The sequence below is a fragment of the Nocardia thailandica NBRC 100428 genome, from assembly GCF_000308795.1.
In the GTDB taxonomy this organism is placed as follows: Bacteria; Actinomycetota; Actinomycetes; order Mycobacteriales; family Mycobacteriaceae; genus Nocardia; species Nocardia thailandica.
In genome coordinates this window covers 1-7,792 of the sequence record NZ_BAGK01000115.1, presented here as the reverse complement: position 1 = coordinate 7,792, position 7,792 = coordinate 1, and the positions used below count along the sequence as shown (strand labels likewise).

Genomic DNA, 7,792 nt, shown 5'->3' with positions numbered 1-7,792 from the left:
GTTCCTCGATCACGCCGCGCGCGGGGAGGCCCTCGGCGAACTCGGGCTCACCGCGGGCGACATCGCCCGGCGGATCAGCGGCTGGCTCGAGACCCGCTGACGCGGAGCGGAATCCGCGGCGCGGGCCCGTCATCCCCCCTTGGCGGTGGCCCGCCGACCGTGCCCGCCCGGCGGTCGCGGCGGGCCGCGGGTTGGGGTCCGTGCCCCGGCTGCCGGACGATTGCCGGGCTCAGCCGCGCGGGGCGTCGCCGTAGACGACGAGCCAGATCGCGCGTCCCAGCGACGCGGCCAGCTCCTCGTCGGTGACGCCGGTGTCGGCCGAGAACGACACGGCGATGGTGCGTTCCACCATCGAGGTCAGCACGAGGGCGGTCGCGCGGGGGTCGAGGGCGGGTGCCACGCGTCCGGCGGCCTGGTCGGCGGTGAGGCGGGCGCGGATCAGTTCGGCGAACACCGTCACCCGGGTGTGCCAGTAGGAGCCGACCTCCCGGTCGTAGGCGGCGACCTCGCTCAGTGCCAGCAGCAGGTACCGGTGCCTGCGGAAACCGCCGATCATGGCGCGCATCGCCTGGGTCACCCCGGCCTGGCGGTCGGTGTGCGAGGCGCCCCACCAGTGTTCGGCGGCGGCGAAGAGATCGGTGGTGGCCAGGTCCGCCATCCGGATCAGCAGGCTGCTCTTGTCGGGGAAGTACCGGTAGAAGGTGGAGCGGGCCGCGCCGGACGCGGCGGCGATCCTCTGCACCGCGATCTCGGTGAACGGGGTGCCGTCGGCCAGCAGGTCCTCGAGCGCGGCCAGCACGCGGCGCTCGAACTCCGCGCGCCGGTCCTCGGGGGGTTTGCGCGCCGATCGCGGGACCCGGGTCAGCGACGGCATCGGCGCCCCGCACCCGGTCCCCGGGCGGGGACACAGACGTCTGACATGCCGCCCATTGTGCACCCGGGTCCCGGCGGTGGTGCGCCGCCCCGCAATCGCGCTGTGCCCCAGGGTGGTTGACACTCCCGGCGACCCGACCTCATCATCATCGGACACCGTGTCCGAGACTTCATGACCGAGGCGGTCCCATGGGCGACACTCCTGCCGCGACGAGCGAACGGGCCGATGTGGTCGTGGTGGGGGCCCGCTGCGCGGGCGCCGCCACCGCCATCCCCCTGGCCGAGGCGGGCCGCCGGGTCGTGGTCCTCGACGCGGCGGGGCTCCCGTCGGACACCCTGTCCACCCACCTGCTCTGGCCGGCGGGCGTGGCCGAACTGCGGCGGCTCGGCGCCCTCGACGCGGTCACCGAACTCGGCGCGCCGCCGCTCACCGAGGCCTTCGCCGAGGGCGCGGGATTCGGCATCGCCTCGGCGTTCCCCGCCGTCGACGGGATCGACTACGCCCTGTGCGTGCGGCGCACCGGCCTGGACGCCGCCCTGGCCCGCACCGCCGCGTCGGCCGGGGCCGACGTGCGCCCGCGCAGCCGGGTGCACGCGCTGCTGTGGGACGGCGAGCGCTGCGCCGGCGTGCGGTACGCCGATGCCGACGGCCGGTTCCGGGAGATCCGCGCGCGGCTGGTGGTCGGCGCGGACGGGCGGCGCAGCACGGTGGCCCGCGAGGTCGGCGCCGAGCGGCCGTTCCACCTGGTCCCCAGCGGCCGGGAGTGCTACTTCGCCTACTGGCGCGACCGCGCGGACGCGCCGCGCCACATCGCCGCCCAGTGGCGCGACGGCGCGGACCTGGGCACCGCCTTCCCCTGCGACGGCGGGCTGCTGCTGAGCCTGGTCCAGCCGCCCGTCTCGGACAGCCCGCGCGGCCCCGGCGAGGCCGAACGTCGCTACGCCGCGGCCATCGACCGTCTCCCGGCGCTGGCCCGCAGGCTGGAGGGCTGCGAGCGGGTCGGCCGGGTCCGCTCGGCGACCGGCATCGCCTCCTACTTCCGCGCCTCGGCCGGTCCCGGCTGGGCGCTGCCCGGAGACGCGGGCCACTTCAAGGACCCCGTCACCGCCCAGGGCATCCGCGACGCCCTGCACTACGGCAGGCTGCTCGGCGTCGCCGCCGCGCGGGTCCTCGACGACCCCGCCGCCCTGGACGCGGCCCTGCGCGAGTGGGAACGCCGCCGCATCACCGAATGCCGCGAGATCTTCCACTGGACCAACCGGCTCGCCCGCGGGGAGGCCATGCGGCCGTTGGAGATCGAGCTCTACCGCAGCGCCACCGCCGACCCCGACCTGGCGGCGCTCACCGCGGGTATCTTCTCCCGCACCCGCAGGCCCGGTGAGCTGCAGACCCCGCGCCGGGCCGTGCGGCTGGCGGCCGGGGCCGTGCGGCATCAGCGCGACCGCCTCCCGGCCGTGCTGACCGACATCGCGCGCGAACTGCGGCAGGCCGTGGCCGACCGCGTCGTGTCGCGAACGACGTTGCGCGGCACCGTTCCTCCCGCGGCGCCTGCCGCGACCGGTGCCGCGCATCCTCCCGCAGTACCAGGAGAACATCATGTCTGATCAGCTGCCATCGTCGCCGGCCTCGATCACACGACGCACCGCGCTACGGGCCGGACTGGCCGCGGGCGCCGCCCTGGCCGCCGTCGCCGCCGGGACCGCCGGGACCGCCGGGACCGCCACCGCCGCGCCCGGGCCCCGCTCGCCCGTGCTGCGCACCACCGGCGGCCGGGAGGTGGCGATCTTCGGCGGCGGCATGGCCGGGCTCAGCGCCGCCCACGAACTGGCCGAACGCGGGTACGCGGTCACCGTGTTCGAGCCCGCGTACCTCGGCGGCAAGGCCCGCAGCCTCGGCGTCCCGGGCACCGGGGCGGGCGGCAGGCAGGACCTGCCCGGCGAACACGGCTTCCGCTTCTTCCCCGGCTGCTACCGCAACGTGCCCGACACGATGAGCCGGATCCCGTTCCCCGGCAACGCGAACGGCGTGCGCGACAACCTGGTGCGGGTCGAGGGCACCGTCGCCGGGTTCGAGGGTCAGGCCCCGATCTTCCTGCCGGTCGAGCTGGGCGGGGTCACCCAGCTGACCCCGGAACTGCTGCAGAACAGCCTCGTCGGCGCCTTCGGCTTCGTCCCGCAGCTGCCCCCGCACGAGCTGGCCTTCTTCGCCAAGCAGATGCTGGTGTGGTTCACCTCGTGCCGGGAGCGCCGGTTCGGGCAGTGGGAGTACGTGACCTGGGAACAGATCATGCACGCCGACGGGAAGTCCGCGGCCTACCGCAAGTACCTGGTCAACGCGCTGACCCGGATCACCGTGGCCGCCAAGCCCCACCTGAGCTCGGCGCGCACGATCGGCACCATCGGCGAGGCGCTGGTGCTCGCGGGCAGCGGGCTGGTGCCGGAGTACTCCGGCGGGGTGGACCGGATCCTGAACCGGCCGACCAACGCCGCCTGGATCGACCCGTGGGTGGCCCATCTCCGCGCGCTGGGGGTGCGGTTCGTGCTCGGCCAGGGCGCGGCGGCGCTGCACCTGTCCGACGGCCGGGTGGGCTCGGTGCGGCTCTCGGGCGGCGCGACGGTGACCGCCGACCACTACATCTGCGCCATGCCCGTCGACCGCACCGTACCGCTGCTGGATCCGGCCGTGCTGGCCGCGGACCCGAGCCTCGAGGGCATGAGCAGGCTGATCAGCGACTGGATGGTCGGCATCCAGTACTACCTGCGCACCCCGACCGAGATCCCCGAGGGCCACATCGCCGCCCTCGGCTCGCCCTGGGCGCTGACCGCCCTGCGCCAGGCGCCCCTGTGGGTCGGCGACTTCGCCGCCACCTACGGCGACGGTTCGGCGGTGGAGTGTCTGTCGGTCGACATCTCCGACTGGGACACCCCCGGCATCGTGTACGGCCGCAGCGCCAAGGACTGCTCGGCCGAGGAGATCGCCACCGAGGTGTGGGCCCAGCTGAAGGCCTGGCTCAACACCGGCACCGGCTGGCTGCGCGACGAGGACATCGCCTCCTGGCACCTCGACCCCGGCATCACCTGGTCCGGTGGCGTCACCCACAACGCGACCCCGCTGCTGGTCAACACCGTCGGCTCCTACGACGACCGCCCCGAGGCGTCCTGCGCCGTCCCGAACCTGTATTTCGGCGGGGACCACGTCCGCAGCCACATCGACCTGGCCACCATGGAGGGCGCCAACGAATCCGGCCGCCGCGCCGCCAACGCCGTCATGGACAGCGCCGGCGATCCGGGCGGTCGCGCCGACGTCCTGCCGCTGGTCTCGCCGCCCGCCTTCGAGCTGGCGAAACGCCTGGATCAGGACCGCTACCGGGCCGGCCTGCCGCACCTGCTCGACGGCTGAGCCGCGCGTCGCGGACGGCCCCGCCCGCCGGCCGTCAGCCCGCGCGCGAGAGCAGCGCCTCGGTGAGCGCGGGTACCGCGAGGCGCCGCTGCCACGGCCGGGCGCCGCCGTCGACGAGGAACGCGTCCACCCGCTCGGCCAGTTCCTCGGCGGGCCCGGGGTCGCGGTAGTCGGGCAGCCAGTCCCAGCACAGGCGGCGCACCAGTTCGGGGGAGAGCAGGTTCTCCACGGGGATGTGGTTGGTCTCCGACAGCGCGCCCATCGCGGTGCGCGCGGCGGCGAGCCGGGCCGCGGCGGCGGGGTCGCGGCGTTCCCAGCGGTTCGGCGGCGGCGGGCCGTCGTAGGGCAGGGTCAGCGGCGGGAGCTCCTTCTCGGGGACGGCGCGGCCGCGTTCGACCGCGGCCAGCCAGTCCCGGGAGTAGCGCCGCTGGCGGGGCCCGCCGAACACGGGCAGGGCGCGCAGCTGGGCGATGGACTTCGGTTCGGCGGTCGCCGCGGCCACGATCGCCGAGTCCGGCAGGATGCGGGCGGGCGCCACGTCGCGGGTGCGGGCCAGGGTGTCGCGGGTCTGCCACAGCTCGCGCACGATCGCCAGCTGCCGGGTGCGGCGCAGCGTGTGGATGCCGGAGGTGCGCCGCCACCGGTCGGCCTTGGGGGCGGGCGGGCCGAGCGTGCGCACGTGCTCGAACTCCTCGACCGCCCACGCGGTCTTGCCCTGGGCCTCCAGGTCGGCGGCGACCACGTCGCGCAGTTCGATCAGCAGCTCGACGTCGAGCGCCGCGTAGTTGAGCCATTCGTCGGGCAGCGGCCGGGTCGACCAGTCCGCGGCGCCGTGCCCCTTGCGCAGGGTCCGGCCGAGCAGATTCTCCACCATCGCCGCCAGGCCGACCCGCTCGTAGCCGGCCAGCCGCCCGCCCAGTTCGGTGTCGAACAGGCGGGCCGGGCGTAACCCGAGCTCGGCCAGCCCGGGGAGGTCCTGGTCGGCGGAGTGCAGGACCCATTCCAGCGGATTGATGGCCTCGGCCAGCGGGCCGAGCGCGTCGGTGACCGGGATCGGATCGATGAGGAAACTGCCCGCGCCCGCCCGGCGCAGCTGGATCAGATAGGCGCGGGCCGAATAGCGGAAGCCGGACGCGCGCTCGGCGTCGACGGCCAGCGGGCCGGACCCGGTGGCGAGTTTCGCCGCGGCCTCGGCCACCTCCTCGGCGGTCGCCAGCACCGGGGGCACCCCCTCGGCGGGGGCGAGCAGGGGCTCTGCTGCGATGGGTTCCTCGGCGACCGGCATAAACCGCAACTCTACGTGGCGATCATGGTTGATCGCTGCGGGTATAGGACTCCGGCCGTAAATGGGTGATCCCCGCCGGGGGCAGACCGGCGGCGAAGGCCAGCACTTCGCAGAAGGCCTCCACGTGCCGACGCATCTGGGTGTTCATCGCCGTCCAGGAGGCCCGGAGCTCGAGCTGGTGCGCCCGCGGCGGGCCCGCGATGTCGCCGTAGCGGACCGAACTGGTGGCCGTGACGGTGCCGCCCAGCGCGGTGAACGGCTCGCCGCGCGACTCCAGCGCGTCGACCAGCCAGCTCCACGCCACCTCCGGGAGCAGCGGGTCGGCGGCCAGGGCGGCGTCGATGTCGGCCTGGATGTAGGCGACCAGCCGGAACACCCCGTGCCAGGCCTCGTCGCCGTCGGGATCGTGCAGCAGGATCAGCCTGCCGAACGCGTCGCCGTCGGAATCGATCGGCACCACGGCCGCGTCGGGGTGGGTGACCTCCGCGCCCAGCGCATAGGAGAACGGCGCCAAACGTTGGGGCGGGCGGATGGGGGCGAGCTCGATGCGGGGATGCACGGTCGCGGTGCCCATCGCTTCGACCGCCGCACGGAAGGAGGCCGGCTCACGCGGAGTTCCCCCGGTAGGTGCGGCGCCGTCGCGGATGTCGAGCGGAGTCACGAGGAGCCACGGTAGACCCTGCGGGCGCGGCGTGCGCGGAGGCGCGCCGAATACGTGCGCGACCGGGGCGCGGACGCGGCGATCCGGTACGGACGTACGAGATAATCGGAAGGGGGACGGCGCATTTGGCGATCGGCGACCCCACGCCCGGCGGGCATGGTGGGGAGGGCGCCCGGCACGGCCTAGGATGAGTCGCGATGAGCACATACACCCGCCGCCGGTTGACCGATGCCCCCTTCCTGGCCGCCGCCACCGGCGCGACGCCGAGCCGCCGTCCGGTGTGGTTCATGCGTCAGGCGGGCCGGTCGCTGCCGGAGTACCGCGAGGTGCGCAAGGGCATCGGGATGCTCGAGTCCTGCTTCGATCCGGAGCTGGTCTGCGAGATCACCATGCAGCCCATCCGCCGCCACGGCGTGGACGCGGCGATCCTGTTCTCCGACATCGTCGTCCCGCTCAAGGCCGCGGGCATCGACCTGGACATCGTGCCCGGCGTCGGCCCGGTCATCGCCGCGCCGGTGCGGACCGCGGCCGATGTGCGGGCGCTGCCGCGGCTGCGGCCCGAGGAGGTCGGCGCGGTCGCCGACGGCGTGCGGCTGCTCACCGACGCGCTCGGCGACACCCCGCTCATCGGGTTCGCGGGCGCCCCGTTCACCCTCGCCTCCTACCTGGTCGAGGGCGGGCCGAGCAAGAACCACGAGCGCACCAAGGCGATGATGCGCGCGGACACCGCGACCTGGCACGAACTGCTCGGGGTGCTCACCGACATCACCATCGCCTTCCTGCAGGCCCAGCTGGCCGCCGGCGTCGACGCGGTCCAGCTGTTCGACTCCTGGGCGGGCGCGCTGTCGCTGGCCGACTACCGCGAGTTCGTGCTGCCGCACTCGGAGCGGGTGTTCGCCCAGGTCGCCGACGCCGGCGTGCCGCGCATCCACTTCGGGGTCGGCACCGGCGAGCTGCTGGGCGCCATGGGCGAGGCGGGCGCCGACGTCGTCGGCGTCGACTGGCGCGTCCCGCTGACCGAGGCCGCCCGCCGCGTCGGTCCCGGCAAGGGCCTGCAGGGCAACCTCGACCCGGCCATCCTCTTCGCCGGTCCCGCCGCCGTGGAGGCCGAGGCCCGCCGCATCGCCGCCGAGGCCGACGAGGCGCTCACCCTGGGCGCCACCGGCCACATCTTCAACCTCGGCCACGGCGTCCTGCCCGACACCGACCCCGGCGTGCTGACCGCGCTCGTCGAGCTGGTCCACTCCCTGTAGGGCCCGGCCGCCCGGCGCGGCGTCGGTGATCCCGGAAACACCGGCGCGGGGGCGGCTGCGCCCCGGCGCCGCGGCGGACTACGGTCGGGGCATGAGGATCGCGGTGGTCGGCGGTGGCGTCAGTGGGCTCGTGGCGGCCTATCGGTTGCGGCAGCGGTTTCCCGACGCCGACATCGTCGTGCTCGAACGGTCCGGGCGCGCGGGCGGAGTGCTGCGCACCGGCGAACTCGCCGGGGGCACGGTCGATCTCGGCGCCGAGGCGTTCGTCGGGCGGCGGCCCGAAGTGCTCGACCTGATGACCGAACTCGGCATCGCGGATC

At 74.8% G+C, this 7,792-nt stretch carries 7 protein-coding genes; 4 read left to right on the top strand and 3 right to left on the bottom strand.

Annotation, left to right across the window (positions count from 1 at the left end):
* Nucleotides 1–229: 229 nt before the first annotated feature.
* Nucleotides 230–874, bottom strand: coding sequence for a TetR/AcrR family transcriptional regulator (locus ON36_RS12110; RefSeq protein WP_043651523.1), 645 nt, complete (start codon nt 872–874; stop codon nt 230–232).
* Nucleotides 875–1,062: 188 nt separating this feature from the next.
* On the opposite strand from ON36_RS12110, the gene ON36_RS12105 reads away from it, so the two are divergent.
* Complete coding sequence (locus tag ON36_RS12105; protein ID WP_052313900.1) at nt 1,063–2,478, top strand: NAD(P)/FAD-dependent oxidoreductase; 1,416 nt, start codon at nt 1,063–1,065, stop codon at nt 2,476–2,478.
* Nucleotides 2,471–4,273 (top strand): hydroxysqualene dehydroxylase, encoded by a 1,803-nt coding sequence (locus ON36_RS12100; protein ID WP_043651530.1) that lies wholly within the window; start codon nt 2,471–2,473, stop codon nt 4,271–4,273. Before ON36_RS12105 ends, ON36_RS12100 begins: the two co-directional genes overlap by 8 nt.
* A gap of 34 nt (nt 4,274–4,307) precedes the next feature.
* Here ON36_RS12100 and ON36_RS12095 read toward each other — a convergent pair whose 3' ends face one another.
* Entirely contained in the window at nt 4,308–5,558 is a 1,251-nt protein-coding gene (locus ON36_RS12095; protein WP_043651520.1) for a ribonuclease D, read from the bottom strand.
* Nucleotides 5,559–5,580: 22 nt separating this feature from the next.
* Nucleotides 5,581–6,219, bottom strand: coding sequence for a DUF3000 domain-containing protein (locus tag ON36_RS12090; RefSeq protein ID WP_083885086.1), 639 nt, complete (start codon nt 6,217–6,219; stop codon nt 5,581–5,583).
* A 197-nt stretch (nt 6,220–6,416) separates the two neighbouring features.
* Here ON36_RS12090 and hemE point away from each other — a divergent pair, with 197 nt between their 5' ends.
* On the top strand, nt 6,417–7,472 hold the full coding sequence (gene hemE, locus ON36_RS12085; RefSeq protein ID WP_043651517.1) for a uroporphyrinogen decarboxylase: 1,056 nt from the start codon (nt 6,417–6,419) through the stop codon (nt 7,470–7,472).
* Between the two features lie 91 nt (nt 7,473–7,563).
* On the top strand, nt 7,564–7,792 hold a 229-nt coding region (locus tag ON36_RS12080; RefSeq protein WP_043651515.1), incomplete at its 3' end, for an FAD-dependent oxidoreductase.

Coding starts and splice junctions, on each gene's coding strand:
- ON36_RS12110 (WP_043651523.1), bottom strand. CDS start 874: ATGCCGTCGCTGACCCGGGTCCCGCGATCGGCGCGCAAACCCCCCGAG.
- ON36_RS12105 (WP_052313900.1), top strand. CDS start 1,063: ATGGGCGACACTCCTGCCGCGACGAGCGAACGGGCCGATGTGGTCGTG.
- ON36_RS12100 (WP_043651530.1), top strand. CDS start 2,471: ATGTCTGATCAGCTGCCATCGTCGCCGGCCTCGATCACACGACGCACC.
- ON36_RS12095 (WP_043651520.1), bottom strand. CDS start 5,558: ATGCCGGTCGCCGAGGAACCCATCGCAGCAGAGCCCCTGCTCGCCCCC.
- hemE (WP_043651517.1), top strand. CDS start 6,417: ATGAGCACATACACCCGCCGCCGGTTGACCGATGCCCCCTTCCTGGCC.